This is a genomic window from Nostoc sp. JL23 (assembly GCF_017115065.1).
Classification (GTDB): domain Bacteria; phylum Cyanobacteriota; class Cyanobacteriia; order Cyanobacteriales; family Nostocaceae; genus Nostoc; species Nostoc punctiforme_A.
The window spans coordinates 1-26,868 of sequence record NZ_JABXKN010000148.1 but is presented as its reverse complement, the minus strand read 5'-3'; the positions used below and the strand labels follow the sequence as shown (position 1 = coordinate 26,868).

The 26,868-nt window shown below is 42.0% G+C and carries 25 protein-coding genes and 1 tRNA gene; 13 read left to right on the top strand and 13 right to left on the bottom strand.

Annotated elements, in window-relative coordinates; genetic code table 11:
• Positions 1 to 32 precede the first annotated feature (32 nt).
• Positions 33 to 617 carry an Npun_F5749 family FMN-dependent PPOX-type flavoprotein gene (locus HWQ42_RS32165; protein WP_292819307.1) on the bottom strand — a complete coding sequence of 195 codons (585 nt, stop codon included), beginning with the start codon at positions 615 to 617 and terminating at the stop codon, positions 33 to 35.
• 164 nt (positions 618 to 781) lie between these two features.
• On the opposite strand from HWQ42_RS32165, the gene HWQ42_RS32160 reads away from it, so the two are divergent.
• Together HWQ42_RS32160 and HWQ42_RS32155 are read left to right on the top strand one after the other, a co-directional pair.
• Positions 782 to 976 carry a hypothetical protein gene (locus HWQ42_RS32160; RefSeq protein WP_292819304.1) on the top strand — a complete coding sequence of 65 codons (195 nt, stop codon included), beginning with the start codon at positions 782 to 784 and terminating at the stop codon, positions 974 to 976.
• 365 nt (positions 977 to 1,341) lie between these two features.
• Entirely contained in the window at positions 1,342 to 3,009 is a 1,668-nt protein-coding gene (locus tag HWQ42_RS32155) for a tetratricopeptide repeat protein (protein ID WP_292819301.1), read from the top strand.
• A 369-nt stretch (positions 3,010 to 3,378) separates the two neighbouring features.
• Here HWQ42_RS32155 and HWQ42_RS32150 read toward each other — a convergent pair whose 3' ends face one another.
• The 6 genes from HWQ42_RS32150 to HWQ42_RS32125 form a co-directional block, all read right to left on the bottom strand.
• Positions 3,379 to 4,098: a Uma2 family endonuclease gene (locus HWQ42_RS32150; protein WP_292819299.1), complete on the bottom strand. Its 720-nt coding sequence runs from the start codon at positions 4,096 to 4,098 to the stop codon at positions 3,379 to 3,381.
• Between the two features lie 153 nt (positions 4,099 to 4,251).
• On the bottom strand, positions 4,252 to 4,560 hold the full coding sequence (locus HWQ42_RS32145) for a KGK domain-containing protein (RefSeq protein WP_099100818.1): 309 nt from the start codon (positions 4,558 to 4,560) through the stop codon (positions 4,252 to 4,254).
• A 672-nt stretch (positions 4,561 to 5,232) separates the two neighbouring features.
• Complete coding sequence (gene ccsB, locus HWQ42_RS32140) at positions 5,233 to 6,294, bottom strand: c-type cytochrome biogenesis protein CcsB (protein ID WP_292819296.1); 1,062 nt, start codon at positions 6,292 to 6,294, stop codon at positions 5,233 to 5,235.
• Positions 6,295 to 6,505: 211 nt separating this feature from the next.
• Entirely contained in the window at positions 6,506 to 8,275 is a 1,770-nt protein-coding gene (locus HWQ42_RS32135; protein WP_292819293.1) for a DUF3352 domain-containing protein, read from the bottom strand.
• A 489-nt stretch (positions 8,276 to 8,764) separates the two neighbouring features.
• Positions 8,765 to 9,394 (bottom strand): chorismate lyase, encoded by a 630-nt coding sequence (locus tag HWQ42_RS32130; protein ID WP_292819290.1) that lies wholly within the window; start codon positions 9,392 to 9,394, stop codon positions 8,765 to 8,767.
• Between the two features lie 198 nt (positions 9,395 to 9,592).
• Positions 9,593 to 9,673: transfer RNA gene (locus HWQ42_RS32125), tRNA-Leu, on the bottom strand.
• A gap of 454 nt (positions 9,674 to 10,127) precedes the next feature.
• Here HWQ42_RS32125 and accC point away from each other — a divergent pair.
• Positions 10,128 to 11,471 carry an acetyl-CoA carboxylase biotin carboxylase subunit gene (accC, locus tag HWQ42_RS32120; RefSeq protein ID WP_292738555.1) on the top strand — a complete coding sequence of 448 codons (1,344 nt, stop codon included), beginning with the start codon at positions 10,128 to 10,130 and terminating at the stop codon, positions 11,469 to 11,471.
• Positions 11,472 to 11,535: 64 nt separating this feature from the next.
• On the opposite strand, the gene HWQ42_RS32115 is transcribed toward accC, so the two are convergent.
• Positions 11,536 to 11,829, bottom strand: a complete 294-nt coding sequence (locus HWQ42_RS32115) for a YggT family protein (RefSeq protein WP_292738554.1) — start codon at positions 11,827 to 11,829, stop codon at positions 11,536 to 11,538.
• Positions 11,830 to 12,107: 278 nt separating this feature from the next.
• Between HWQ42_RS32115 and psbX the strand changes: the two genes are divergently transcribed.
• From psbX to HWQ42_RS32095, 4 genes are all read left to right on the top strand, one after another.
• Positions 12,108 to 12,227, top strand: a complete 120-nt coding sequence (psbX, locus tag HWQ42_RS32110; protein WP_012412183.1) for a photosystem II reaction center X protein — start codon at positions 12,108 to 12,110, stop codon at positions 12,225 to 12,227.
• Positions 12,228 to 12,474: 247 nt separating this feature from the next.
• Positions 12,475 to 13,395 carry a Ycf66 family protein gene (locus HWQ42_RS32105; protein ID WP_292819287.1) on the top strand — a complete coding sequence of 307 codons (921 nt, stop codon included), beginning with the start codon at positions 12,475 to 12,477 and terminating at the stop codon, positions 13,393 to 13,395.
• A 47-nt stretch (positions 13,396 to 13,442) separates the two neighbouring features.
• Positions 13,443 to 14,003, top strand: coding sequence for a hypothetical protein (locus tag HWQ42_RS32100; protein WP_292738552.1), 561 nt, complete (start codon positions 13,443 to 13,445; stop codon positions 14,001 to 14,003).
• A gap of 66 nt (positions 14,004 to 14,069) precedes the next feature.
• Positions 14,070 to 14,594, top strand: coding sequence for a Tol biopolymer transporter periplasmic protein (locus HWQ42_RS32095; protein ID WP_292819284.1), 525 nt, complete (start codon positions 14,070 to 14,072; stop codon positions 14,592 to 14,594).
• Positions 14,595 to 14,652: 58 nt separating this feature from the next.
• On the opposite strand, the gene HWQ42_RS32090 is transcribed toward HWQ42_RS32095, so the two are convergent.
• On the bottom strand, positions 14,653 to 15,657 hold the full coding sequence (locus tag HWQ42_RS32090) for a succinate dehydrogenase/fumarate reductase iron-sulfur subunit (RefSeq protein ID WP_292738550.1): 1,005 nt from the start codon (positions 15,655 to 15,657) through the stop codon (positions 14,653 to 14,655).
• 1,168 nt (positions 15,658 to 16,825) lie between these two features.
• A complete protein-coding gene (locus HWQ42_RS32085; RefSeq protein ID WP_292738549.1) occupies positions 16,826 to 16,987 on the bottom strand; it encodes a hypothetical protein in 162 nt (53 codons plus the stop codon).
• 149 nt (positions 16,988 to 17,136) lie between these two features.
• Between HWQ42_RS32085 and HWQ42_RS32080 the strand changes: the two genes are divergently transcribed.
• Positions 17,137 to 17,574, top strand: a complete 438-nt coding sequence (locus HWQ42_RS32080; protein WP_094350106.1) for an AbrB family transcriptional regulator — start codon at positions 17,137 to 17,139, stop codon at positions 17,572 to 17,574.
• Between the two features lie 164 nt (positions 17,575 to 17,738).
• The gene (locus HWQ42_RS32075; RefSeq protein ID WP_292819281.1) at positions 17,739 to 18,617 is read left to right on the top strand and encodes a type II CAAX endopeptidase family protein; all 879 of its coding nucleotides are present in this window, start codon (positions 17,739 to 17,741) and stop codon (positions 18,615 to 18,617) included.
• 112 nt (positions 18,618 to 18,729) lie between these two features.
• On the opposite strand, the gene HWQ42_RS32070 is transcribed toward HWQ42_RS32075, so the two are convergent.
• Positions 18,730 to 19,692, bottom strand: a complete 963-nt coding sequence (locus HWQ42_RS32070; RefSeq protein ID WP_292819278.1) for a M48 family metallopeptidase — start codon at positions 19,690 to 19,692, stop codon at positions 18,730 to 18,732.
• Positions 19,693 to 19,846: 154 nt separating this feature from the next.
• Here HWQ42_RS32070 and HWQ42_RS32065 point away from each other — a divergent pair, with 154 nt between their 5' ends.
• The 3 genes from HWQ42_RS32065 (at position 19,847) to HWQ42_RS32055 (ending at position 23,227) form a co-directional block, all read left to right on the top strand.
• Positions 19,847 to 21,403 carry an ATP-dependent DNA helicase gene (locus HWQ42_RS32065; protein WP_292819275.1) on the top strand — a complete coding sequence of 519 codons (1,557 nt, stop codon included), beginning with the start codon at positions 19,847 to 19,849 and terminating at the stop codon, positions 21,401 to 21,403.
• A gap of 231 nt (positions 21,404 to 21,634) precedes the next feature.
• The gene (locus HWQ42_RS32060; protein WP_099101660.1) at positions 21,635 to 21,850 is read left to right on the top strand and encodes a DUF2839 domain-containing protein; all 216 of its coding nucleotides are present in this window, start codon (positions 21,635 to 21,637) and stop codon (positions 21,848 to 21,850) included.
• 1,032 nt (positions 21,851 to 22,882) lie between these two features.
• Positions 22,883 to 23,227 (top strand): DUF1815 family protein, encoded by a 345-nt coding sequence (locus HWQ42_RS32055; RefSeq protein ID WP_094350113.1) that lies wholly within the window; start codon positions 22,883 to 22,885, stop codon positions 23,225 to 23,227.
• Positions 23,228 to 23,500: 273 nt separating this feature from the next.
• Here HWQ42_RS32055 and HWQ42_RS32050 read toward each other — a convergent pair whose 3' ends face one another.
• The gene (locus HWQ42_RS32050) at positions 23,501 to 25,570 is read right to left on the bottom strand and encodes a CHAT domain-containing protein (RefSeq protein ID WP_292819272.1); all 2,070 of its coding nucleotides are present in this window, start codon (positions 25,568 to 25,570) and stop codon (positions 23,501 to 23,503) included.
• A 116-nt stretch (positions 25,571 to 25,686) separates the two neighbouring features.
• On the opposite strand from HWQ42_RS32050, the gene HWQ42_RS32045 reads away from it, so the two are divergent.
• Positions 25,687 to 26,187 (top strand): thioesterase family protein, encoded by a 501-nt coding sequence (locus HWQ42_RS32045; protein ID WP_292738543.1) that lies wholly within the window; start codon positions 25,687 to 25,689, stop codon positions 26,185 to 26,187.
• A 66-nt stretch (positions 26,188 to 26,253) separates the two neighbouring features.
• Here HWQ42_RS32045 and HWQ42_RS32040 read toward each other — a convergent pair whose 3' ends face one another.
• Positions 26,254 to 26,451, bottom strand: a complete 198-nt coding sequence (locus HWQ42_RS32040) for a hypothetical protein (protein ID WP_292738542.1) — start codon at positions 26,449 to 26,451, stop codon at positions 26,254 to 26,256.
• Positions 26,452 to 26,868 lie beyond the last annotated feature (417 nt).

Here is a 26,868-nt window from a genome sequence, read left to right as displayed (position 1 = left end):
AGACGCAATTAATCGCGTCTCTATTCCAATATTTAAGGATTAATCGCTTGGCTAGACCACTCTTGCTGATCGTTACGGTGGTAAAGACATCGATTTTGTGGTTCGCCACGTAATTCTAAGTGATCTACCTGCACCGGATCGAGTAGCAGTAAACAAAAATTAGGCACTGGCTGCACGGGTTCGGGTGCTGGTGGTGCAAAAGCTTCTGGGTTTTCAACTCTGAGTTTTCCAGGATGCGGCCAAGCAAACTGTAAACGCGCCGAATCACTTAATTCTTGCCACATTGCGATCCGCGCTGGCTGTAGATCCCGATCAGAATCATCACCGCTTACCAGGGTCAAACAGCCAGTGATGCGGAATTGTTCTCGTGTATTCGGGAAGTACCAGCAAATTTCTGCCCAAGGTTGTTGCTGTATCTGCTCAACTTTGGTGCTACGGTTATCGGTGATAAATTTTAGCTGGTTTGTATCTTCCAGAAAGCCGCGAAAGACTAGGGTACGATTAGCGGGGCGACCATTCGCTTGTAGCGTTGCTAGTTGCAGGTAACGGGCATAAACAAGGCTACGGTTGCGATGGAGTGCATGAGCGATCGCACTTCGCCAAGGAGCAAGAGACATTATACAATTCTGTTGGTAATCTAGCGCCAGGTATTCCTGAACATACTACCACTTCAATACTGCTGGTTGAGCGCCAGTGATTTCTAAAAGTTCTTTAACGCTAAGAAGCTTTAAGATTCCGCTCCTGTAATATATATGTAAATTCTTAATATAAATAAGACCTGATGAGTTCTTTACCCCCTAATCGTGCTAATACCCTCAAAGCTGCTTTTCGTGTTTGTGATGTAGCTCCTCTAGTCACTAATAGAGATATTGAACGTTATTATGTTGATTTATCAAAAGTTCGCAATACAGAGGCAATTAATACTGTTAAAAAACGCTTAGATTTTCTTGAACCCGCCGAATTTATGTGTAAATAAGGATGTTTCTAAAGATGAAATCGGCAGGTTAATGCTGTTCAGTCTTTGGGTTTTTGAGTACAACGGCAAAAATCGCTGGAATTATGTTAATCCAGTTGTGAGGCAAATCCATGCTTTCCAAGAAGCACTCAAATCAGCTACGAGTAACCCATGATTTAAATTTAGAAAAAGAAACTTTTTTGCAAAGAAATCAGTAGTCATTAGCGGAACTGTTAACCTTTATTGACTTTGCTGACACTCAGTTAACGATTGGGTTCGTTGCGGTTAACTTTGAACAAGATAGAACTACTTTAATTGAAATCCTCGACAACCATCCTCGATGTCATGATATTCAATTTGAAATTTTCAATTTTGCTGCTCCTAATTTGCGTTTTTTAAGGGATGAGATTATTCATGATTTAAAAGAAATTCATTTAGAACCAGATAAAAAACTAGTATTAATTGTTATCGGTTTAGAAAAGTCTATTGGTTTATCTGGAGAATATCCACCTGTACTGCAAGACTTGAACTTTGTCCGAGACGCTTTTACTAATAGTGTTCCTCACCCTATACTGATATTTCTGCCAGATCATGCTCTAACACGTTTGGCAAAATATGCCCCAGATTTTTGGGCATGGAGAAAAGGAGTATTTTATTTTCACACTGTCCAGTCTACTCAAGACTTGGCTATTGAAAAAACTATTCAGTCTGAGAGAATATTAGGAAGTTTAGATTTACCAGAAAGGCAAGAGCGGATTGATTTACTTGAGCGCTTGCTCATGGAAGAATCAACTAATGTACGTACCCGCATTAATATTTTGAAAGAGTTAGGGGTAGCTTATAGGAGTATTGGCGAGGCAGAAAAAGCAGAAGATTTTTTGCAAAAAGCTTTGAAGTTAACTGAAGAAGATGAAAATTTAGCAGGAATAAAAGGCAGCGTTCTGCATGCACTAGCAGGTATCTACGCCAACAAAGGGGATATGGATGAAGCGATCGCATTCTGCAATCAGTCTTTGGAAATAACTGAACGTATTGGTAATGTCCAAGGGCAAGCGGCGACGTTGCACGAACTGGGACGTATCTACGCCAACAAAGGAGAAGTGGATGAAGCAATCGCACTCTACAATCAGTCTTTGGAAATAATAGAACGCATTGGAGATATCCAAGGCAAAGCGGCAACGTTGTACAATTTGGCAATGATCTACGCCAACAAAGGAGAAGTGGATGAAGCGATCGCACTCTACAATCAGTCTTTGGAAATAACAGAACGCATTGGAGATATCCAAAACAAAGCGGCCACGTTGCACGAACTGGGACGTATCTACGCCAATAAAGGAGAAGTGGATGAAGCGATCGCACTCTACAATCAGTCTTTGGAAATAACAGAACGCATTGGAGATATCCAAAACAAAGCGGCCACGTTGCACGAACTGGGACGTATCTACGCCAATAAAGGAGAAGTGGATGAAGCGATCGCACTCTACAATCAGTCTTTGGAAATAACAGAACGCATTGGTAATGTCCAAAACAAAGCGGCGACGTTAAACAATCTAGCAACTCTCTACGCTGACAAAGGGGAAGTGGATGAAGCGATCGCACTCTACAATCAGTGCTTGGAAATAACTGAACGTATTGGTAATGTCCAAGGCAAAGCGGTAACGTTGTACAATCTGGCAGCTCTCTACGCTAACAAAGGAGAAGTGGAGCAAGCGATCGCACTCTACAATCAGTGCTTGGAAATAACTGAACGTATTGGTAATGTCCAAGGCAAAGCGGTGACGTTGCACCAACTGGGACGTATCTACGCCAACAAAGGGGAAGTGGATGAAGCGATCAGACTTTTGAATCAGTCTTTGGAAATAACAGAACGCATTGGTGATGTCCCAACTCAAGCAATGGCTCTGTGGGGGTTAGGGCATTTGGCAGAAAAACAGGGTGAATATACTAAAGCGATATCCTATTTGCAACCAGCTTTAGAGATTTTGCAGCGATTGAAGTCACCGGATGCTGAAAGTGTGAGTGCAAGTCTTGATAGGGTAATTCGTAATTCGTAATTACTGAAATATTTTTGTCTCACGCAGAGGCGCAGAGAAGAACGCGAGAGTGTGATTTAAGTAAATGAAAACTGCTGTAATGAGTCTTTGATACTCGTGAGCGAGTCTTTTATACTCGTGAATGAGTTTTTGAACTCCATTAATGAACCTTTGAGCTTCGTTCGTGAACCTCAGAGCTTCATTCGTGAACCTTTGAGCTTCGTTCGTGAACCTTTGAGCTTCGTTCGTGAACCTTTGAGCTTCGTTCGTGAACCTTTGAGCTTCGTTGATGAACCTCGGAGCTTCAATTTGTGAAGCTCGCAATGTTGTTCGGTGAAGGCAAAAGACGCGATTATGGGATTTATTTCATTAATAGATTTTGATAGCAATTTAGGTGAGAGAATCAGGATCTATGCCGAGCGATCGCAACCGTTCTGCTAATAATTCAGTGCGTCGTTGGGCTTGTTGAGCTTCTTGTTTTGCTTGTTGAGCTTCTTGTTGAGCAAGTGTTTTGTCTTCTTCTGGTGTTAAAAACCGTTGTCCTTGCTGGTTATACCAATACATCCACTCGCGCGGAATGCCTAAATACGTTCCTCGTTCTATGCCAATTCCTAAACTAATCTCTGGCAGCCAAACAGGATTCCCATCTTGAAATTCATAAACATTATTAACTAATTTGTAAACTTCTAAACGTGGCTTACGGCGACGAAATGGATTGTAAACTACATAATACAAAATCCCCAATCTTGCATACTCTGCCTTCTTAGTTGAGTACTCACCGCGATATGTGTGAGATACCACCTCCAGCACTAATATGGGTAGTTTTTTCTCTTCCCAAAGCACATAACTGGGACGGAGGTTTTCATCATAAAATCGCTCTACCCCCAAACTCAAAAATCCATCTGGCACGATTGGCGGTAAATCTGGGTCATAATAAATCCCCATATCTATACCAAAAAACCAATCCATTCTTTCTGGCCATGCCATTGCGAGTATTGCTTTGAGTAAACCGGGAATTAAATCTTGTAATTCATTATCCACTGGCGTATCGTCAGAGTCTGGCAGTTCCTCAGATGAGGGTAAACAAGCCAATGGATCGTAATTTAGCATGATAGGTTTACCGTTTCTCAGTTATTAGTACATCTTTATTTTATTAATGAATTTTGATAGCAATTCAGCACATCCTAATTTTATTTGCAAACATAGAGAGTATTAGATCCCCGACAACTTTTACGAAGCCAGGGATGTTTTGCTCATTGGATATTAATTTTCCACTTGTTTGAGTTTTTGAAAAATTTCATCAAGTGGGGACTCAGATTCATCAGGACAAAATTCTAAAGCAAGTCTAACTTTTCCTTTTTTCCATCCCAAAGTACTAAATTGTAAAACTTCACATTTTAATCCTTGGGTATATAAATTTACTTCGTCTGTTTCTTCTGCTCCAACATATTCCTTAATTGCTGTAATCAAATCACGGACTTTAAAAGTTTTGGCAATATTTAACTTATTAAAAGTGTCTGGTTCTATAGACACAACTTCATCATGGTTTAGTATCTCGAATCCATCTTCCATAAAAATCTCCTGTCAATAAATCTATATTTTCAGAGATATAACAGTTCATCCGAAATAAAATCATCATTTTATTATAGATTTAGTGCTGGTAAAATAAAAATTTAGTAATAATTTGATGTCTGGTAAATTAGCTTAGAATTTTCGCGTTACCTCTCCCAAACCCTGCCCTTACTAAGGGATACTGTGTACACACAAGTCTGAAATAGCTGATAAATCAAGGCTTTACCCCACCCTAACCCTCCCCGTATGTATTAGGGATGGAACTAGATTTTCCGGTTTCCCCCCTTTCTAAGGCTACGGTGTACACACAAGTCCAATTACCCCCCCTTATAAAGGCTACGGTGTATACACAAGTCTGAAAATTACACCTCACACTTGGTTTCGTCGTCTAGCTCTAAGCTGTTGGAGCGCTTTGGAAGCCTGTCCGCAGCGAACGCGAGTGCGTCTGCTAGAGAGGAGGAACGACGAACGCAAGTGCGTGTCGCAGACAAGCAATCGCTTTAACTACAAGATTATGCGATTACTTCGCTCCGCTATCGCTGCGCTCGTAATGACAATTTATTGGGTCTAGAAAGCTTGAAACCCTTGCAGATAGGACTTGTGTATACACGGTAGCTTTCTAAGGGGAGGGTGCGCGGCAGCGCGGGTGGGGTAGTTTTATTTAAACGGTTCTTAGAAAAACCAACCGTAAGAATGCAAACCTTTACCCAAAAGATTTACACCGAGATAGCAAACCCAAACCACAAGCAAGCCGGTGGAGGCTAAAATTGCGGGACGACGCCCTTGCCAACCGCGAGTAATTCTGGCGTGGAGGTAGGCGGCGAAAACTAACCAGGTGATTAATGCCCAAGTTTCTTTCGGGTCCCAACTCCAGTAGGAACCCCAGGCTTCGTTAGCCCAAACGCCACCGGCAATAATGCCAATTGTCAGCAGGGGAAATCCTAGTCCGATGATGCGATAGCTGATGTTGTCGAGGGTTTCGGCAAGGCTAAGGCGTTGGGGTGAAAGAGGTTCAGCAGATGCTACGGCTGGAGATTCAGGGGTAGTTACTAAATTCAAAACAGCAGTGTTACCGTTACCGTTGCCGTTGCTACTAGTTTCAAAACGGGCAAAGCCGTTATTTTCGACAGCAGGAGCTGGTGGTTGAGAAATTAGTTCAGATGCTTTGTGCAAGCGGTAGCCGTTGCTGCGATAGCCACCGGTACCAACAGAACTGCCTTGTAGTTGAATATTTTGGCCGCGAGTGACTATTAAAAAAGCGATCGCTAATAACGAACCCACCATCAAAGCAGAATAACTCAACATCATGACGCTGACGTGCATCATCAGCCAATTTGACTTCAAGGCAGGTACTAGGGGTTCTGACGCTTGCATTTGGGATGGTAGTGTCATAGTAGCAAAAGCAGTAATAGCCATTGCCACCGGAGCTGTTGCAACTCCTACCAAGCGGCTACGGCTACTATTTTCAGCAATTAGATGGACGGCGGTAATTCCCCAAGTTAAGAAAAACAGGGATTCATAGAGATTACTTAAGGGAAAGTAACCAGCTTCGATCCATCGTGCCCCTAATAGAGTAGCAATGGACAAATTTGCGATCGCCATTCCAGCTGTCCCCAAAGCGGCTAGATAAGGCAGATTCGGAAAAGCCGCTCCACCCCAATACACCAGCATTGTCAGGAATAATATGGCAAAGGACGCATTGTCCAGCCAGTTCTGGAGTACAACCAAATTCATAAAGTCTTCTCTCCGTGGATGATTTAAAATATCGATTCTGACTGTTTTGATCCTATATGTTTAGAGGGGAATCGGGAATGGGGCATTGGGGATTGAGAAGAGTACAAGGAGAATTGGGGACTAGGGGAAGGGAAAGACTTGCTGCAAGTTCTACTTTAGTCACCTTGTCCCCTTGTCCCCCCTGCTCCCCTGCTTCCCTGCTCCCCACTCCCTATCTAACAGAGTTACTCTTACTCCCTTCTGGACTAGGTAATGTAGTCGCGTTAGTAACTTTTTTGAGTTCGATAAAAATATCGTAACGGTTACTGCGATTGTCGCTGACAGCAGATGTCATCCCAATTGAGCGCGTTGCATCTAGCAAAGTTTGTTGATTGGGAATTAGAGTTGGTAAAGGGAAGTTTTTCACAGTTCGTTCTACATCCAGGAAAAATTGACCATTCGTCGGATTGGGTTCTGTAGGAACTGTTTGTTGGAAGGGAAGAGTGCCAGCTAGAGTGTAGTTAGGTTTGGGAACAATTTTATCGGTGATGGGAGCGCCCACTACCAAGAAAGCGACATCTCCATCTAACCAACCGTGGGTAGCAGTTAACGTACCATAAGGTGATACCCAGTTAACAACGGATTGACCTGCGACTTTCCCTGGTTGCACTTGGAACTGGTATTGATTTTTCATCACTTCATCCAGCTTACTGATGGATGCTTCAGCTGATTTGCGTAGGCTTTGCCCGCCGTAGGCATCGCTTGTCTGTACCATGAACAGCAAACCCGCACGAAAATCATTTGGTGAACCTTCTTTTGGAGTAGCAGGAATCACTGATAACAAAAACTCCCCTTTCATCCAACTAAGCAAATCCTTATCTAAATCAAGATCGGTAAGGGATTTTATCCCACCTTTAATCTGTTCTGGTGCGATCGGTGATAAAGGATTTCCTTGAGATGTTAAAACATAGTCTCTCCACAACCTCTGTAAGTTACTGCCAGTAAGCATCATTAAGGTTTCCGCTGGGATGCGGCTTTGCATTTTCCCAGCTTTGTTTTCTACCACCAGTACACGTTGACTATTAGGATTTAACCAAGAAACGCCTTTAAAACGGATTCCTTCTGACTCTAAGGTCATTGTCCCTGCTAAACCTTGGTTATTTTGCAGTTGAGCCAAAACTTGAGCAGGTAAAGGGCGGTTTGGAGAAGCTGCGGCTATTTTGGCTGCTGTTGGCACATTTACATAAAACTGTCCAAAGGGTTGGTAATTGGCAATTTTCGGGAAATTCTCAGCAAAGCCCCCTGTTGTAGCTAGCGATGTTTTATTGTTATAAGCATCGATCGCTCGTTCTGTGGCTTTGGGACTATCAGTTATGACTAAAAAACGCCCATTTAGTAATGCAGCTGAGAAGTTTTGCCCCGTTTGTCCCTCACTTTGTTTGATGGCGACCCCTTGATAAGTACGGTCAATCCATTTGCCTTGTTTAAGAGTTTTGGGTTGTGCCAAAATGCTTTTGGCGATTTCTGGATTTTTTACTGGCAATACCATTACCATAGACTGCTGATCGCTAGCAGCATCTTCATTGGTGGTAACTGGTTTGGGTGCAGGTTTATTCCCTGTTACTGGGGCAAGAATTGCGATCGTCACGTCATCGCCTACCCAAGGAGCGATATCTTTTTGGAAGTCGTAACCATTATTAGTCAGAAAGCGATCGCGTAACTGGACTAAATTTTTGTCCAGTTCTGCTTGGGTTTCTTTTGTCCCAAACTGCCGCAATTTCTGCCACTGCTGGGGATCTGTTGTTAAAGAAACCGCAAACAGGGCATCACCAGGAATAATATTTGCACCTACTAGCAAATCGCTAGAAGATATTTGTCTCTGGGCTAAAAACCAGTAAGCTACACTCCCCACACCAATCAATAACCCCGCAGCCGAGAGCGTCAGCACCAGAGACGGTTTTTTATTTTTCTTCATCGGAACAGACACAAGAGGCGGTGCCATTGAAACCTATACCTCATATTTCCAAACTCATTACTTGCTGAATTGGTTAAGTCAACCAAAAAGTTTCTTGCGATCTAAGGTAGTTAATTTCATAAATTTCTCCACCATAGACATTGATAATATTTCTGTAATCAACCTTCTCTACTGTTTCAAAGCGGTGTTTTAGTGGTTAGTTACCTTTTTTAACACGCTTTGTTGAATTTCGCAGAACACTTCCTTTAAAGGGCTATCTTTTTCGGAAAGTCTCCGAAAGTTAACATCCTTCATTTCAAGCACTTTGAGGATATAACTAACTTGAAAAAGCTGCAAGTAATCTGTAACGCAGACCACCTTATTTTTATAGAGCCTCCATCTGTGGTATTGACTTGATCTAAGCAATATCAATTCAGTGTCCGGGAATTTACATAGATTACTCATCTTCAAAGTCATTAATGCAAAATTCCCATTTTCTGGGGCGCACTGTAAAAGATGAAAAACTTTTAAATAATACTATGCCTCAGCATTAACAGCACTCAACTGCATAGGCCCCAAATATTTGGTTAAATAAGGTGAAAAAACTTCATAAATTAATGTTAGTGGCTGTCCATGATGCCAAAACAAGTAGTGGCGACCCCAAAAAGGCCCAGTTACACCAAAACCGGACTCTAGTGCCAATGAGTTACCGTAGTAAATTCCTCGAACATCCCGATACAATTCTGTGCGAAGACGAGCTAAACTTGCCCAAATTGGTAATGAACGGTTTTGCAAATACTCATCGACATGACTGGCTTCCCACCACGAAGTAGCATAGGCTAATCTTTGACCAGAAGCGGTACGCAGCCATACTTGTCGTCGTAATCGCGGTTCTGGGACAGCTTGGATTAATTCAGGAGCAGCATCCAAGTCGATGCCAATCAATGACATATCAATAACATCTACTTCTACAGCCTCACCTGTGAGTAATTCTAAGTGACGTGTTGGAGAGCCGTCACCCAAAAGCATTAGCTGCCATGCAGGTGCTAGCTGAGTGTGAGGTAAACTTTGTTGAATTATTTCCTCCCCTCCTTGCCAAATCGGAGTGAGGCGATGCCAAGCTGGTGGCAGTGTTAAGTTGTTTGTTGGCGGAAAAGAAATAGTCAATGCTTTTTACAAAACTTCACCTATTTCTATAAAAGCATAAAAAACTAGTACTTTGACAAGGCAATGCTTAATATGTAATAAGCACTGAGTGGTTCCGAAAAGGACTAAAGTCTTCACTACAAACTTAAATATTTAAGGGTCAATAGTCTAAGGTTTTTTGACCTGTGACTATTGACCCTATGCTTAAACAAGCAAAAATGCGGATGGCGAGACTCGAACTCGCAAGGCAAAGCCACACGCACCTCAAGCGTGCGCGTATACCAATTCCGCCACATCCGCATGGTTTCTCTAAGAATAGACTATAGCATAAGAAAATAATTATAGTAAGGTGATATCTAAATTCAGTTGCTCAAAAATATAAATTTTCTCAAGGCGGTATCAGACTGACAGAAATTTAGCAGCTGTACAAGGGATATTGAAAAGGGTAGAGCTACTGTGTTCGGCGGGATGCGATCGCGTATCCGTCTGCTGTAGGCGATGTCTACGACGGGCTATGACGCTACGCGATCGCTATCGGCGTCGCAAAAGCCCAGCTTGTTAGTCTAGCCAAGACTTACAGCAGCAATGTTGTTAGTGTAGTAAGACCCGTAGAGGCAGCAAGCCTGCAATATGCAAGTTTGCTTAGGATCAGGGTGGCGAATCTCCTGTGATAATTTGAAATAATGCGGAAGCGTTGTTTCAAGTTGGATCAGAGAAAATGTCAATCTACTGGTAATGATATCGAAACTAAAAAATGAAGTTTGACAAAATATTAATTGCCAATCGGGGAGAAATCGCCCTTCGCATTCTCCGCGCCTGTGAAGAAATGGGAATTGCCACAGTTGCGGTTCACTCCACCGTTGACCGTAATGCTCTGCACGTCCAACTTGCTGATGAAGCAGTTTGCATTGGCGAACCTGCTAGCAGTAAAAGTTATTTGAATATTCCCAATATTATTGCTGCTGCACTGACGCGCAATGCGACTGCCATTCATCCAGGCTATGGTTTTTTGGCAGAAAATGCCCGGTTTGCAGAAATCTGTGCCGACCATCATATTGCTTTTATTGGCCCAACTCCAGAAGCTATGAGACGGATGGGCGATAAATCCACTGCCAAAGAAACCATGCAAAAAGCTGGAGTACCGACGGTACCAGGTAGTGAGGGATTGGTAGAATCCGAGCAAGAAGGATTAGGATTCGCCAAGGATATTGGCTATCCAGTGATGATCAAAGCTACAGCCGGTGGCGGTGGACGGGGTATGCGCCTAGTTCGTTCTGAAGACGAATTTGTTAAACTTTTTCTCGCAGCCCAAGGCGAAGCAGGAGCAGCTTTTGGGAATTCTGGCGTTTACATAGAAAAATTTATTGAACGTCCCCGCCACATCGAATTTCAAATTTTGGCAGATAACTACGGTAATGTCATCCACTTGGGTGAACGGGATTGCTCAATTCAGCGCCGAAATCAAAAGCTGTTAGAAGAAGCTCCTAGTCCGGCTCTCGACCAAGACCTACGTGAGAAAATGGGACAAGCTGCTGTCAAAGCGGCCCAATTCATTAACTACAGTGGGGCTGGTACTATTGAGTTTCTCTTGGATAGATCCGGTAAATTCTACTTTATGGAAATGAATACCCGGATTCAAGTAGAACATCCTGTGACAGAAATGATTACTGGGATTGACTTAGTTGTAGAACAAATCCGCATTGCCCAAGGTGAAAGACTCAAGCTGACCCAAGACCAAGTAGTATTACGAGGTCATGCGATCGAATGCCGAATCAATGCCGAAGATCCCGATCATGACTTTCGCCCTTCTCCTGGACGGATCAGTAGCTATCTCCCCCCCGGAGGGCCTGGTGTGCGGATTGATTCCCACGTTTACACAGATTACCAAATCCCGCCATACTACGATTCTTTGATTGGTAAGTTAATTGTTTGGGCACCAGACCGACCCACTGCTATTAACCGGATGAAACGCGCGTTGCGGGAATGTGCCATCACTGGACTACCTACTACTATTGGGTTTCATCAAAAAATTATGGAAACTCCACAGTTTTTGCAGGGTAATGTCTATACAAATTTTGTGCAGGAAATGAACGGGTAGGAGAGTAAGGAAGGAAAAAGGTTATAGGTTACAGGGGACAGGATTATAACCTGTAACCTGTAACCTAATTAACACGAGATAGCATAGTCAGCAATCCTTGTTGACCTAGTAGGATTTCTCGTAGCAGGCTGAATATACCAACCCAAATAATAGGTGTAATGTCTACCCCACCTATAGGTTGCACCAGCTTTCGCAACGGGATTAAAAATGGCTCAGTAGGCCAAGCTATTAAATTAAAGGGCAAACGATTCAGATCCACTTGCGGATACCAAGTGAGAATGATACGAAATATAAATAAAAATGTCATGACCCCTAACATAGGGCCAAGAATCCAAGCAGTCAGGTTAACACCAGTCATCGGTTTCAGGTACTATCTATCTGTAAAGAGAGAAAAAACTTAGGCGCAGGCCGTCGTAGACATCGCTAAAAATTTTAAGCTTTGTAAAGCACTCCGATCATTATTTTAACCAAATGCTGTCACTTCCATCTGAAATAGAAAAGCGAATTTGCCCGCGCGATTAACTCAATAATTGGTGAAAGCAGTTACCAAGTTTGGCAGTTCAGAGTTAGAGGCTTCTCAAGAAAGTAATACACTATTAAAATTAGGATGAACTGTGTAAAAAAAGGTTGAGAAGTATGACGCCTTCTTTAGCAAATTTTCTTTGGAGTCTGCTATGGGGTACAGCAATTGTTGTAATACCCGTTACAGTTGGTCTAATTTTCATTAGCCAAAAAGATAAAATACAGCGTTCATAATGCTTATGAGAGTTAATTTAACTCTCATAATCGATTGTCTGTCAGCTATCTACTTAATTGCACTAAAAGCGGCATTTTCTGCGGCTGGTGGCAGTTGTAGATGACAGACATAGGTGTTTTTACTTTTCGGTGAATAGCTTCAGAGCTTCTTTGCCAGAGGCTTTGAAGCTTCAATATATCGTGACTAATTAGAGTAGTGATTTTAATTGTGACTCGCTAACATAGATTTGATATTGGGAAAACAGCAATGATAAATTTTGGGCTGAACTCAGCCAGTTTTCTGGCTCAGGTTAATTTTGGGGCAAACTCAGCCAGTATTCTAGGAATTTTCCTGGCTGTGGCTGGGGCAGCACTGTATTTTCTCCGCACTGTGCGCCCAGAATTGTCACGAGATCAAGATATCTTTTTTGCGGCAGTCGGCTTGCTTTGCGGCTTCATTCTTGTCTTTCAAGGATGGCGGCTTGACCCGATTTTACAATTTGGTCAACTGCTTTTAGTTGGCACAACTGTGTTTTTTGCAGTTGAAAGTATTCGCCTGCGGAGTATAGCTACCCAGCAAGCAAAGCGCAACACTCCGATTGTGGACGATGAGCGGGAGGTAAGCGGAAATTATTCAATGAACCGCAACCGCAAGAGGTATGGGGCTGAGATGGAGGCAGACTTAGATCCACTGCCTTATGAAGACGAGGAAGAACGACCCTCGCGTCGCCGGATTCAGGGTAGCAGAGATGAGATTTCCACTCGTGATGACTACTACGAGGAACAACCCCCCCGTCGCACAGAACGCCGCAACAGCAGCAGTAATGAAAGACAGGCTCCATCTGATAGAACGCGTCGGCGGACTTCTGGTCGTCCCGTGAATCGCCCTTCTGAAAGCTCTGAAGATGAAAATTGGGGTTCTTCATCTAGGCAAGTTGATGATTGGGAAAGTTCGGGTGGGGAAGTCAGAAAACCTTCTCGTCGTAGTAATAACGGGTCTGGGCGTCCCGAAAGTCGTGAAGATGATGTTTCTTCCAGACCGAGAAGGCGTCGTCCACCCACTGACTCAACTCCTCGAAGACCGCGCGAAGATGATGATGCGATCCCAACTGATTATGTGCCATACAGCCCAATGGAAAAACCAAATGAGGGACCAGATAATTTGACCGATTTTGATGACGATGTTTAAAACAGTTGGCGTGCAAGTAAGTTTAGAGGCGACGGAAAACAGTTGAGGTGGAAAAATTTACGCCGACATTTTGGCTCCAAAGACCAATTCATTGGAGCCTGGTTTTTGGTTTAACAAGTTTGCTTGTATCTTGTGGTGCTAACGATATTCCCATAGGGCCTACTTCTCTTAACAGTCGCTACACCGAGGAGCAACCTGCTTTGAGTGGAAATGGGCGCTTTTTAGCGTTTGTATCTAATCGGAATGGTAATCAGCAGCTACTAGTGTACGATTTGGAGAGGCAACTGTTTATTGGTACTCCGGGGATAAACCGACAAGAGACAATTGCCGAAAGTCCAAGTTTGAGCTACACAGGGCGTTATATTTCTTATCTTACTAGCGATCAAGGTAGACCAGTAGTAGCGCTTTACGATCGCGCTACGCAACAGTCGCAAATTGTCACACCAATTTATCGCGGCTGGGTCAGAAAACCAAATATAAGTCCAGATGGACGTTATGTTGTATTTGAAACCGCCACTCGTGGTCAGTGGGATATTGAAGTCCTAGACCGGGGGCCAAATATTGAGTTAGATATTCCCAACGGTGCAACCGTAGGTTCACCTCCGTAAGGAGAAAGTTAGGAGTTAGGAGTTAGGAGTTGTGAGACTATTGACTAATTACTAATGACTAATTATATGAAACGTGTTTTTTTTATACCTGTATTTTTCTGTTTAAGTTTATTGACTGGATGTTTTGGCTACCCTCGCCTTTTGAGTTATCCCTTTGATCCAGGGGGTCGGAGTCTCAATAGTTTAGCGTCGGAATTAAACCCCCAAATTTCTGGGAGATACATTGTTTTTATTACTGACCGACGCGGTAGCCAAGATGTTTATATGTTTGATACGGTAAATCGTGATTTGGTTGATTTGCCAGGTTTAAATTCCTTTGATGCGATCGCAAATCATCCTAGCGTTTCACAAGATGGTCGTTATATTGTATTTGCAGCTAGCCGTCAGGGGCGATCGGCTATTTTTCTCTACGACAGAGAAACACGCCAATCGCGGAATTTGACCAATAACCTGCAAGCCGAAGTTCGTAACCCTACAATTAGCGCTGATGGTAGCAGAATCGCTTTTGAGTCTAGTAATAATGGTCAGTGGGATGTTTTAGTATATGACCGTTATGGACGACCGTTGAATATACCTCAAGAACCGCGTTGAACTATAGTTAGAAGTTAGGAGTTAGGAGTTAAAATTCCTCACTCCTAACTCCTCACCTCTAACTTTTGTTTTCTACTTGTTGCACAGATTCAATGAGCGATCGCACTTGTTCCGTCCCCTCAGAAGCTTCAAATGATAGGGGAAACTTACCTCGGAGGATCATCCGCAAACCGAGGGGTGCAAGACTGAGTAATCCTTTTAAATCCCGAAAATAATTACCGACTACTTGTACACCAAATTGACGTTCATCAATCCAACCACCTTCTTTAACTAAATCTACCAATACTTTCCGGTGGCGAATTGAGCGACTATCGCTAGCTTGTTTCTGGGTGAGAATTTCTTGTTTAACTTTGGTGATTTGTTCTAATGGCGCAACTTCCATTGGACAAACAGAATCGCAGTACAAACAACGGGTGCAACCCCATACGCCTTTAGTACCTTCGTTGTAGCTTGCTAAACGATTTTCGGTATCGCTATCGCGGGAGTCTGCGACCATTCGGTAAGCTTTGGCAAGGGCATGGGGACCTACAAAGTCTGGATTAACTTCACGAGCGTTGCATTCAGAGTAACAAGCACCGCACATAATACAGTTACCAGTTTGATCGAGGCGCGATCGCTCTTGTGGTGTTTGCAAAAACTCTCTTTCTGGTACTTGTCGTGCTGCCGTACTCACATAAGGGGCGACTGCTTCTAGATTATTCCAAAAGCTGCTCATATCTACAACTAAATCTTTAATCACGGGCATATTGCCGAGAGGCGCGATCGTGATTTCACCAATAGCATTTACTTTACTTGGGGATGATGGTATTTGTTGTAATCTGGCAAGTTCACTCCCAACATTTTCTTTACAAGCTAAAGCCGAACGCCCATTAATTCGCATAGCACAGCTACCACAAATGGTGTTGCGGCAATTTTTGCGAAATGCCAAAGTTCCATCTTGCTCCCACTTAATCTGATTGAGGCAATCCAAGATTGTATTACCTGGTTCGGCTTCCACAAGGTAGGTTTGCACAACAGGGGAGGAATTTTGTTGCTGTCGAATGATCTTAAAAATAACTTCCATAACTACCAAAATTTTAAAATTACTTCACCAGCCTCAAAAATCATGAATCAAAGCGAATCAAAGCAGGTAGTTGCGAAAAGTGAGTTATACTTTTTCGCCCCTAATTCAACCCCTGGTGTTAATAGGCTGACGATTCAAGGGCTACTGATTCTAGTTTAAGGATAACCATTAAAATTTTACTTGTAGTAGCCTTGTAGGCAAGATTTTTGTCAAATTCTGAGTTAAAACGCCAAAAATGTAATCGCAGCTTTGCATTAAATTTACCTGTTTGGGAATGTAAAGGAAAGAGAGTTTGCTGAAAAAGTAACTTAAGTTGATCTTTGACCTAGCGATCGTATCCAAATGAAATGTATCTGAAGTTAACAACACATCTTGATGTCAACTTTAGTCAAGCAGTCCTGACAGTAAAATTTCATCAAGTGGTAGCGAAGGCGGAATTTTTTGATTATATAGAAGTGTGAAAGCCCATGTTTAATATATAGTAGTGGCAATCAAGCACTAGGCAGATGTTAAGAGATTTGTTCTTCCCATAGACAGACGTGCAAAATCCTCTGACTGCTTTTGACCTGAAGATAATAAACCGAGGAAAAATCCCCACCACTTTCAAAGAAAAGTTAGATCGCCGCGAAACCCGGAGGTGCGAGACTTTTCGCTTTTTGGCTTGCTGTCAATCAAGAAAATATGGGATTGAACTCATTGGTCAAAACTGCTCGTCTCAATTATATAAATTTTTATAAAAGCCAGATAGCAATGCTCACGCTTGCAAGAAAGGGTTAAGAAAATCGTCATTGCTTTTTTCAACTTTCAAGTCCAGGAATTTAAATAAAAATTTACCAGCAACTTTAATTCAAAATTAAACAACTATTTTGCTATTATTAGTCCATGCTAGTATTTAATATAAAATTACGAAGTAGCAAAACCAGAATCAATAGCCGTATCAGCGCGGTTACTACTGCTTTGTTGATTCGTAATGTAGAGACAAGAAAATTCATGTCTCTACTGGTAGGACAAAAGGGTGTATGCCCGTAGGACTCTATTGAAATACTATGCTGTCCTAAGCTTGAGAGGACGAGTGGAGAAAACTCTACTTGCTCATTGACAAGAAAGGCAAGCACTGAAAGTGAAAAACCTGCAATTTTTTTGGTCTACGACTTATTTGCAGTAGAACCTAACCCCATTTGTAAAGGTGGCTGAAAGTTACACCGCTACAGTAGCGCCAAAGAAGAAAATAGTTTTCTTTCTGATGGCGAATAATGGTTAAAAGTGCCGTAACATCACCAAAATTAATGTCTGTGGCAACTATGGCCTCTAGTTGGTTGTGGACAACCATATAATAGAAGTGCTTTTGGCTCCTATCGGCAGGAATTCACCCGTTACACTAGGGTCTTCAGTAGCTCTATGCAAATGCTAAAAAATTAAATGCTGGCATGAGACTACATCGTTTATCAGTTTGGAGAGAGTAAGGAAAATTTGAGCATAATGACTGAAACTGCAACCGCGCCATTAACTGGAAAAGCACTACTTGCTAAAGTAAAAGAACTTTCCACATTACCACGCCGAGAAAGAGCTAAACAGTGCGGCTATTACACTGTTACTAAGAATAACCAGGTTCGTGTCAATCTCACCGATTTTTATGACGCTTTGCTATCTGCTAGAGGAATTCCTCTAAGTCCAGAAGCACCTAAAGATGGTCGTGGTCGTGAACCGACATATCGGGTTAGTGTCCATCAAAATGGTCAAATTGTAATTGGTGCTACATATACCAAAGCAATGGGCTTGAAGGCTGGAGATGAGTTTGAAATTAGGCTGGGATACAAACATATTCACCTGATTCAACTAGGTGAAAGCGATAAAAAACTAACTTCACAAGATATAGATTCTGACGAATCAGACGAAGATTTGGAAGACGAAGAGTAAATTTGCTGATGGTAAGGATAAGTTTCAGGTGATGATAACTTGTCCTTACCCCGCCAGCAAATTGGTAGCCAGCTAAAAAATACGATTAGGCCCCTTGCTGAATTCACCAAATTTAGTAGAGTCTTGATTAATCAGCAAGAAATCTATAATGCAAGAAGTCTATCGTGTTTTTTTTGTTTATTTTGATAACTTTCTTTGAGTCTTCACTCAACGCTTTACTGGCGTTTAGAGAAAATGCACCGCCACTAGTTATAGTGACGGCATTTTTTGTCTGCTGGATAGTTTGCTGGTTGCCAGTAGCAACAGTATCAGCAATATTGCTTAATTGGCAACCTCCTAAACCTTTAGAGCCAGAGCAAAAAATGCCGTTATTGGTGTCACTTTACCTATTAGCTCCCCTGATCCTCTGGGGAGTTGTTTGGTTGACTAATAAATCTTTTTCAGATTACGGCTTTGTAGGCAATTTTTCAACTCTTGGTTTTTTAGCACTAGGTTTTAGTTTGGGAGTGCTGAGTCTAGCTATTGTATTTAGTGGGCAATTCGGATTAGGTTGGTGTTCTTTTGAAAAGTCTAATTTTAAGTTACTACTACCCATATTGCTACCGATTTTCTTGATAGCGTTATTAGTAGGTGGGATAGAAGAGTTAGTTTTTCGCGGTTTCCTGTTCACAGAATTAGCGCAGGATTACCCCGTTTGGGTAGCAGCAGCAATTTCTAGCTTGATTTTTGCCTTGTTACACTTGGTTTGGGAGCAACGTGAAACTGCACCCCAACTTCCTGGATTATGGCTGATGGGAATGGTGCTGGTATTAGCACGCTTTATCTCTAGCGGTAATTTGGGTTTAGCTTGGGGATTGCACGCGGGATGGGTATGGGCGATCGCTACCATAGATACAGCAGAACTAATTACTTACACAGGAAAAGTCCCTGACTTGTTCACAGGTAAAAATAAAAAACCCCTAGCTGGCTTGGCGGGAATTATTTGTGTATTGGGAACTGGAGTAATTATCTGGTTTTTCCCTAAGTATTTTAATTTCCCATAGAGAGATGTATGTTAACGCAGATCCCCGACTTCTTGAAGAGAAATCGGGGATCTAAATCCAACGATTTAGTAGGCACTATTCCACCCTACTAATCTTTATTTAGTACTCAAAACTACTCAGACCTTTTCATTCTGTCGATTTCTCGTTGTAATTCTTCAATTTGACGGCGTAAAATTTCTGTTTCATTTGCGGAAGATTCTGCTGCAACATTTACCGATCCAGAAGCAGGCGATCGCTGATAATTTCCTCGGCGAATTTGCTGGTATTCTTCGGATACTGCCCACGACCGTAAGTAATGCAAGCGTTCAACAGGGAAAGGATGACTCAACATCATACCCTGACCGCCATTGTAGATTAAAAACTTATATATTTGATTCAGTCCATCCTCATCCAGTGCCTGATAATTTTCTGACTGCTTGATAAACTCTTGTAAACTACATTCATTAGCATATTTGTTACTACCGCCAGAGAGTTTCATCATGGTTGACATCACAGGATTCAAGTCATCCATTACTAGTAGTGCAGCGCGATCTGACGATAACTCGGCTTTGCGCCGCCACTCAAAAAAGGCGTAAATCAAGCCTTGGGTGACAATATTACCGATGCCAAAGGTCAATTCTCCCAAGGCAGAAGCAGCACTCATCGCCCACATGGCCATTTGAATTAAAATAGTATGACCACATTTAATATGCCCCAGTTCATGGGCTAGCACCGTCCTAATTTCGGCTTCGTCTAGTAAGTCTAGTATCCCTGTATTTATGACTATGTAAGGATTCTCTTGCCCCAGTGCATAGCTATTTGCTTGGGGATTTTGCGAGACAAACAGTGTTGGTTCTGGGTAAATGTCCAAATCTCGGACGCATTCCCGAAACATCTGGTAAATAGTGGAATATTGACGCGGCCCGACTTGGATGGTGTTACCCATTAGATAGACTAATTGAGGGCGTTCGTAGATAAATTCCACAAATTTACGAGCGATTAAATCAAATCCCGGTAAATTTCGTAAAGCTTGCTCGGCTTGGCGATCTAGTGGATGCCTGAAGGCTTCGCTAGATATTCCTGTGTAAATTGGCATAATTATAGGGTATTGGGTGATTGGTCACTGGTCATTAGTCATTGGTCATAAGTTTTGGATCAATGGTAAATGACGAAGGACAAAGAACAAATGACAAGATAATAGAAATGGGGCAATTGGAAGTAAAAGTCACTTTGTATGGAATTGAAAGCGTGTGATTGAGGCAGAAGTTCATTTGTCACTACATAACTTTTTGCGATCGCAAGCGGGGTTCCCTTCCTGGCCCCATCATTTGACGATGGCACGGTTGGTAGCACGCGCCTTGCGCCTGGGACGTAGCGCCCTAATTCAAGTAGGGGCAGTTAGTGGCTATCAAGGGCGGTATCGTACTAGTTTCGTAGCATCAGCCCTGATGTGGCATGGCCCTGTAATTATTGTTGCTCAAGAAACAGTGCAGCAACTTCTACTGCGAGTGGAAATTCCCCGTCTACAGCAATGGCTACCAACCAATAAATCGATTAGGACAGGTGATGCTTGGCCTGATGCTGAGTTCCAAGGGCTACTCTTAACTTCCCCAGAAGCTTGGTTAAAAGGACAATTGGCTGGTGGCTCACGCTTTCCCCAAGGCATCCCCACAATTATTGATGGGGTAGACGATCTCGAAGATTGGGTGCGTCATCAACTTACCCAAGATATTCAACCCGATGATTGGGATCAACTCATGCTGGCTTGTCCCAACCAAGCTGAGGCAATTCGTGAAGCACGGATACAACTAACACACAAACTTTTTCAGCATCCTGCTAATCCATATCAGTGCTATCTAATTTCCCAGCCAGAAATAGAAATTTTGCATCGCCTGCATTTGGCTTTAGATCGAGCAAACCTCCCAGATAAGTGGAAAAATTTCTGGCAACAATTTCAAACCCTTGATGAAAATCTTTCGCCCCCTACTTCTCCTCCTCTCTTCTGGGCAACTATTGCCCATCGACAAGGTTTATTTTCTTTGCACTACGCCCCAATGGAATTAGGGGAAATACTTTCACCTATTTGGCAGCGACAACCAGTAGTTTTAATTGGCAGCGCTATCGAACCGGAAACTGAGGCTCCCCTTTTTCGCCAGCGCTTGGGTTTGGACGATTTAACTTGCCTGAAGTTCTCTTCGGAAAGTCAAGCAGAAGCAATTCAACTGTATGTACCCTATAAGTTGCCTCTACCCAACACGCCAGAATTTCAAGCGGCATTTATTCACAAAGTCCGCACACTGGTTTGTCTAAGTGCGACAGCGCCAGGATTAACGGTTGTCTTGGTGGGGGATGTACCACTCAAGGCTCAAGTGGCGACAATTCTAGCCTCAGAGTTTGGTTCGCGGGTGCAAGTAGAAAAAACTTGTTTAGATGAAAATGGTATTTTGATTAGTGGTTGGGAATTTTGGCGAGAACATCAACGAGTCTTGCCAGCACCCCATCTGTTAATCATTGCGACTTTGCCCCTACCATCTTTAGAAAATCCTCTGGTAGCTGGTAGGGTAGCTCTTTATAAGCGATCGCATCAAGATTGGTTCCGTTTATACTTGTTGCCAGCAGCTTTGAATGAATTACAACGGGCAATCGCTCCAGTACGAGAAAGTCAAGGGATTGTGGCTTTGCTTGATAGTCGTGTAGTTAACCGCAGTTACGGCGCTCAAATTCTCGCAGCTTTAAGTCCTCTGGCACGCATTAACTATCTCGATCCCAGCCTGTTTTCCAATACAGATGAGGAAAATTCTGCCTAAAGTTCAGTTACCAGTGACGCCACTTGCTCCACTTGGGGAGACCCCAAGACCCTTCGGGTTCGGCAGTGGCTCCCCAATGCCCAATTTAAATTTTGTCAACCAAAGTGCGATCGCCTAAAAGCAAGCATTATTATCAGCTTATGGAAGGTGATACGAGCGCGATCGCCTCTCTGTAGGCATGATTTCTGGCAAGATAAATTTAGAACCAAAGTAGAATTTGAGTTGCTGATTATGGGTGAAGCAAAACGTCGTAAAACCACACTAGGAGAAACATACGGTCAAGAGACTCGGATATTGTCTTGGGTTCCGATCACAAAAACTCAAGGCGAACAATTTGTCACTTGGACTACTCGTGGTGCTTGGATAGGCATTGGTCTTATGGTTGTAGGATGGGCAACAATCCGTTTTATCGGCCCAGCTTTCGGTTGGTGGCAAGTAGTCTATTAATTCTTAATTCATAATTGAATTAGTTGGATATCTAGACTCCAACTAATTCAAGACCACTAAAAAAGATAATGATGCGCAAGTATTTTGCTAATAATTAGGAATTATGTAAGTTAGCGCAACAGTAGCGAGTTTGCCTACCGCTATAAGCAGGCTAGGCGCAGCCTCTCATAGAGAGGGTTATGACTAATTACTAATTAGTTAGCTGAATTATTAATAAAAAATAATTACTATCTTTGGATAGATAATCGAAATATATTATATACGCATTAAATTCGGCAAAACCAAACTAAGATAATAATCCTTCTAAATTATCGCGCTTTGGTTCGTACAACTTTTTGAAAATAATCCCAAAATACCTGGAGATATTGCCTAAATGGCAACATTGCGCTGCTGAGTTTAGGTATTGTCAGTGTTAAGTTTTCCGATTGTGGATTCTACACTCATATTTGCCTACTAATTACGTGAAATTTGTATAAAGTATTGCATTTATTATCTGGCAACTACTTAATCTAGAATTTCACTATCATCTGTTTAACTTTATATCTATTAGGAAGAACAAATTTGGTATAACTAATCATTTGTCTATACCAAAATCTACGTTAGAAAGAGAACAGATTAAACATCTAAGCAAGAGGCACTATAACGATGCAAAACTACATTATGCCTTCTAATAACAGTGTATTTGACTGCACATAGCCAATAAAAACCAAATATGTAGCTTTTCTGTAGTTGACTAGTGCTAAATTTAAGTTACTCTTAAAGCGGATCGCTTACTGTAGGAATCTACTCTGACAGAAGTGTATAAAGATATAGTTAAATTTAGCAATTCTGTCCGAAATTTTGAATTTGCAAACTGAATAGTTTGATACGGCTCTCAAAACCCCGATCCACTACCCTAAACAAGGTAGTCAATTAACGACTCAATATCATCCGTCCGGTAATTGTAATGAATACTTTACAATACCAATGGATGAGAAAATCTAAAGAAAATATAAAAGAAACTCAAATTACTGTGGTGTCTGGAGGACAAAAGTGTTTCTGAGACTAGCACATCAACATCGACAATTCGTCCAAGACTTAGTAATGAACCTGCAAGCTTTGGCAATTGTATTAGAGCGGCGTGGGTATCCTGCATCCTGCTATACCTGTGGCGACCAAATGAATAGTGCATCATTTATGGTTAGCTTGGGTGATAATCATCTGATTCGATTTTTAGTGTCCGATTACGGCATTACTTGGACGGAAATGCGGGATGACCGCGAATTAATGAAGCTAGAGGGTGCGGAGGCAATTAGCCAGCTAGATGAATTGGCCGATCTTGTCAAGCAATCTATGCAAAGTGATACAGGCTCTAAAACTCTTGCCAAGAAGTATTAAGGTTTCAGAGGTCGATAGCAAATTAGAACTTGATTATCGGTAACTGTTAATCAGTAATAGTGGCTTAGTTAGCGATCGCTCCTACCTATTTATCCATTACCATTAAGTGATTGGCTACGGCTGGCCCATAGCATATTTTTTGTATCTGCCAAAATCTCATAAGCAGGATTTTCAGCTTACCGCTGCGGTCAAAATCACCGTTATTGCGCATTACTAAGTTTCAAATGGTGAATCTGGGCAGTAGCAGCAATTATAGTGTCAGATGCAATACACCTAAAGTCCATTACCAATTAAAATAAATGGTGCCCAGTAGTACGGATGACTAAAGTCATTAACTGCGGCTGCGGGTGCATTGTGACTTATTTCCTTCCAGTTTCCAGTAATTAATGAGACTTGAGCTTGGCGTAAAGCTTCAGTTTTAGTCAACTTATCAGTAGAGAGAATACCATAAAAAGCACTCATGAGTGCTTGCGTACCACCATCATCTACAGACCACAAAGAAGCGATCGCGGCTCTAGCGCCGGTTTGTTGCATCTGATAGCCAAAGCCCAAAATTTCCTCACCGTTACCTAACTTGCCTCCCAAGCCGGTTTCACAGGCGCTCAACACTACCAAATCTACATTAGGGAGTGACCAAGTGGCGACATTTCTAAAATTAACGCGATCGCCATTCCCGAATAAAATAAACGAATCTTCTGGTTTACCCACCACAAAGGCTGCATGAGTCGCTAAATGGACAATTGTATAATCATCCATTTGGGGTACAGCGACTCTAGGGGTAAAGGCATCGTTTAAAAGCTTCGTAGTTTCAGGAACCGCAGCTGCTAGACTTTCCACTTCCTGCGTTGCAAAGGGTAAGCCAGCGAAAGCCACCTGTCGATTCCCAACTTTGATTTGATAATTACCTTTAGTAAAAGCACCGGCTAAAACCCGCAAAGTAGATTGTTTTGGGGTGTTTAAGTTAGTCAGACTAGCCGATGTAATGTGATTCACATTGAAGCGTTGCACTAGCCATTGTTTGCCATCATATAAAGCAGTTAACGGAATGTAGCGTAGCCGATCGTCTGGAGCGTAAATCAGAGTTTGCGTATCTGATAGCTTCAAGTCTTTCTCTATCGGTTTAATTAGCCAGTCATACAATTGGCGTGCAGGTGCTTTGATATTTCGACTGGGATTGATTAAAGCTTGGCGGAAAGCATCAATTGTTTGATGGAGATTTTCGCGTTTTACAGCAACAGTGCGATGGATTGGTGGGGATTCAGGAGTTACCAATACCAATTCCAAACTATCTTTTAAAATCAGTGGGTAGAGCAATGCCGATTTTTGCGGTAATCGCGCCAAATTATCTCGAAGTTCGTTGAGACTCTCCAAATCCAAATTTTGCCGCCTAGCTGTACGGCTAATTTGCTCTACCTGTGCTTTCACTGAAGGACTATTGATAAATTCGTTAAATCCATCTAGAAGTTGCTGTTGATTTAAGACTAATTGCTCGATGCGTTGTTTCTGTTCGAGCGATCGCTGTTGGGGGGAAATTTTACGTAGTGTTGTCAGTTCTTTACCCAGCACAACAGCATTATCCACACTTTGATCCAACTTTTGTTTTATTGGTTTTTCTGTTGCCGCTATATTAATACCTTTAACAGTACGTTGATTACCTGGCACAGTCTGGAGATATTCCTCTAGTTCTTCAACTTTGAGTAAATCTATTGTCCTTTGTGCCTCAGCAACACGTTCCTGTTTGAGCAATCGTTCACCCAAAATGCGATATGTCTGGCTAACAGTTATGCTGTAAGCATCTGGTTGCAGCGCACTCAATGCTGATGGATTCAAGCGAGCTTTCTCACGATTAATCAAACAATGCTTGTAGAAAAAAATTGCTAACTCTGGCTTGTTTTGGATATCGAATAAGTAACCTATGTTACTGTAAGTTTTGCCTAGTCGAACCAGATCCCCTAGTTCTTTGTTAATTAATAAAGCCTGTTGATAGGATTGAAGTGCTTCAGAATACTTTTTTTGACTTTGGTAGATTCTGCCGATATTGTTGAATGTTACCGCTTCCCAAGAGCGCTCTCCAAGGTCTCTGCTGATGGCTAATGCTTGCTGTAATTTCTGCAACGCTTCTTTCGATTGACCTTGCCGAGATTCTTTGATAGCTTCTTCGTTAAGCCTTGCAATTTCTGAGAGTTGATTATTCTTGGGTAAAGCTTGAGCTTTTTCTCCAGATTCGTACCTCAACCTTGCATTTGTGTTTACCTGGTTATTGTCTGGGTATGCCATCCCAAAACCTAGTAAGCTAAGTAGAGATAAAGTAACAACACTCACATGCCGGAGATTAGGCTGCATAACAAAACACTCCCTATGCTCGGAAGGTAAATATTAAATCAATAAGTCCGGCAACGCAATTAATTTTTATGCTATTCAATAATTTGGAAAATTTATAGGTAGTGAGAAAATTGAAGATGTCAGAAGAAGAACCTAGCCAACCAAAACTACCACCAACCAGCGCTCTTGACAATCCATCCAGTCATGAGTTTGGGAATTGGTTTGAATATCCTGTCAGAGTACAACCCCACCACACAGACTATGCCGGTCTTGTCTGGCACGGTTCCTATATAGCTTGGATGGAAGAAGCGCGGATTGAATGTTTGCGATCTATAGGGATTGAATTTGCTGATTTAGTTGCTATAGGTTGCGATTTACCAGTTGTAGAACTGTCGGTGCGCTATCACCGTTCAATTCAGTTGGGTATGGCAGTGATGGTAAAAACGCGTATGGCTGAGGTGACAGGTGTCCGCATCAATTGGGATTATGCCATTGTCTCAACTGATGGACAAGAATTATACGTCACGGCTAAGGTGACATTAGTGGCTTTAGATCGCGACAGAGGCAAGATTATGCGTCAGTTGCCGCCGAGTTTTAAGGATGCCTTAGCCAAGATTTCAGCATTAAATAACAATTGACCAAGAAAGGTTGTCATTTCATATTTTATACTTCACCTTTCATTAGCAAAAGTGAAGTATAAATTTTTACTTTCCAATTTGGATATGCGACAGATTTTGAGCAAACTGGGTTACGTAATGCCAAATATCTTGTGGAGTTATGCCAAAACTAATATTTAATAAAACAAGGATTGCCGCAAGAGTTAATGCAGTACTCACAGTTGTTTTTAACAATTTCCATAATATTATGAAGATTATCCAAGCTATAATCAACGTAATAATCATATATATTAATTCCTTAATAATTGCCCTTGTCTGAGAAGGTCTTTATTTAGAAAGGGTAAATTTTTATCTAAAGTCAAAATTACTATTGCTAAAGCTATTAGACCTAATTTTGAGTAGATACTAAAGCTCAGATTTTTTGTGTAACTGTGCCAATGCCATACTACCTGAAAATGAGACAAAAATGCAGAGCAGAGGCAACTTATTTGGCAATTTGGCAGAATTACTGGAAAGACTTCTTTACCACTTTTGTATCAATAATCACAAAACACAAGAGTTAGATTAGGACTCCGATTTGATTTTTGAAAACATCCTGAGACTGAAAAGGCTGTTGTATCAGGGTTTCATTAGTACAAGGAAGCGGGAAGTGCGATTCGTTGCTTAGTGAATCACGGTAATCAGCCCGTACATAACTAAGCC

What these genes read in the sequence shown, in the direction of transcription:
- HWQ42_RS32045 (WP_292738543.1), top strand. Translation starts at nt 25,687, where the DNA reads ATGTCAGAAGAAGAACCTAGCCAACCAAAACTACCACCAACCAGCGCT.
- HWQ42_RS32095 (WP_292819284.1), top strand. Translation starts at nt 14,070, where the DNA reads ATGAAACGTGTTTTTTTTATACCTGTATTTTTCTGTTTAAGTTTATTG.
- HWQ42_RS32050 (WP_292819272.1), bottom strand. Translation starts at nt 25,570, where the DNA reads ATGCAGCCTAATCTCCGGCATGTGAGTGTTGTTACTTTATCTCTACTT.
- ccsB (WP_292819296.1), bottom strand. Translation starts at nt 6,294, where the DNA reads ATGAATTTGGTTGTACTCCAGAACTGGCTGGACAATGCGTCCTTTGCC.
- HWQ42_RS32135 (WP_292819293.1), bottom strand. Translation starts at nt 8,275, where the DNA reads ATGGCACCGCCTCTTGTGTCTGTTCCGATGAAGAAAAATAAAAAACCG.
- HWQ42_RS32060 (WP_099101660.1), top strand. Translation starts at nt 21,635, where the DNA reads ATGGGTGAAGCAAAACGTCGTAAAACCACACTAGGAGAAACATACGGT.
- HWQ42_RS32160 (WP_292819304.1), top strand. Translation starts at nt 782, where the DNA reads ATGAGTTCTTTACCCCCTAATCGTGCTAATACCCTCAAAGCTGCTTTT.
- HWQ42_RS32070 (WP_292819278.1), bottom strand. Translation starts at nt 19,692, where the DNA reads ATGCCAATTTACACAGGAATATCTAGCGAAGCCTTCAGGCATCCACTA.
- HWQ42_RS32145 (WP_099100818.1), bottom strand. Translation starts at nt 4,560, where the DNA reads ATGGAAGATGGATTCGAGATACTAAACCATGATGAAGTTGTGTCTATA.
- HWQ42_RS32090 (WP_292738550.1), bottom strand. Translation starts at nt 15,657, where the DNA reads ATGGAAGTTATTTTTAAGATCATTCGACAGCAACAAAATTCCTCCCCT.
- HWQ42_RS32105 (WP_292819287.1), top strand. Translation starts at nt 12,475, where the DNA reads ATGATAAATTTTGGGCTGAACTCAGCCAGTTTTCTGGCTCAGGTTAAT.
- HWQ42_RS32165 (WP_292819307.1), bottom strand. Translation starts at nt 617, where the DNA reads ATGTCTCTTGCTCCTTGGCGAAGTGCGATCGCTCATGCACTCCATCGC.
- accC (WP_292738555.1), top strand. Translation starts at nt 10,128, where the DNA reads ATGAAGTTTGACAAAATATTAATTGCCAATCGGGGAGAAATCGCCCTT.
- HWQ42_RS32080 (WP_094350106.1), top strand. Translation starts at nt 17,137, where the DNA reads ATGACTGAAACTGCAACCGCGCCATTAACTGGAAAAGCACTACTTGCT.
- HWQ42_RS32150 (WP_292819299.1), bottom strand. Translation starts at nt 4,098, where the DNA reads ATGCTAAATTACGATCCATTGGCTTGTTTACCCTCATCTGAGGAACTG.
- HWQ42_RS32040 (WP_292738542.1), bottom strand. Translation starts at nt 26,451, where the DNA reads ATGATTATTACGTTGATTATAGCTTGGATAATCTTCATAATATTATGG.
- HWQ42_RS32115 (WP_292738554.1), bottom strand. Translation starts at nt 11,829, where the DNA reads ATGACTGGTGTTAACCTGACTGCTTGGATTCTTGGCCCTATGTTAGGG.
- psbX (WP_012412183.1), top strand. Translation starts at nt 12,108, where the DNA reads ATGACGCCTTCTTTAGCAAATTTTCTTTGGAGTCTGCTATGGGGTACA.
- HWQ42_RS32085 (WP_292738549.1), bottom strand. Translation starts at nt 16,987, where the DNA reads ATGGTTGTCCACAACCAACTAGAGGCCATAGTTGCCACAGACATTAAT.